The 426-nt window shown below is 68.8% G+C and carries 1 pseudogene; it reads left to right on the forward strand.

What is annotated here, in order from left to right:
• A pseudogene (locus AABA86_RS34165) lies at nt 1-426 on the forward strand (endopeptidase La); the annotation flags it as partial.

The following is a 426-nucleotide window of genomic DNA, read 5'->3' on the forward strand; positions in this document are numbered from 1 at the left end:
CGAGCGGCAGCGCGAGGCGATCCTGCGCGAGCAGATGGCGACCATTCAGCGCCAGCTCGGCGAAGGCGACGGCAAGGCGGCCGAGGTCGCCGAGCTGACCTCTGCCATCGCCAAGGCCAACATGCCGCCCGAGGCGGACGCGCATGCCAGGAAGGAGCTGCGCCGCTACGAACGCATGCCGGAGGCCGCCGGCGAAGCTGGCATGGTCCGCACCTATCTGGACTGGCTGATCGAGCTGCCCTGGGCGCTGCCCGCGGAGAAGCCGATCGACATCAAGGAAGCGCGAGCCATCCTCGACGCCGATCATTTCGGCCTGGAGAAGATCAAGGGCCGGATCATCGAATATCTGGCGGTGCGCAAGCTCGCCCCGCAGGGCAAGGCCCCGATCCTGTGCTTCGTCGGCCCGCCCGGCGTCGGCAAGACCTC

Origin of the sequence: Bradyrhizobium sp. TM233 (genome assembly GCF_036247965.1) — a bacterium.
Taxonomy (GTDB): domain Bacteria; phylum Pseudomonadota; class Alphaproteobacteria; order Rhizobiales; family Xanthobacteraceae; genus Bradyrhizobium; species Bradyrhizobium ottawaense.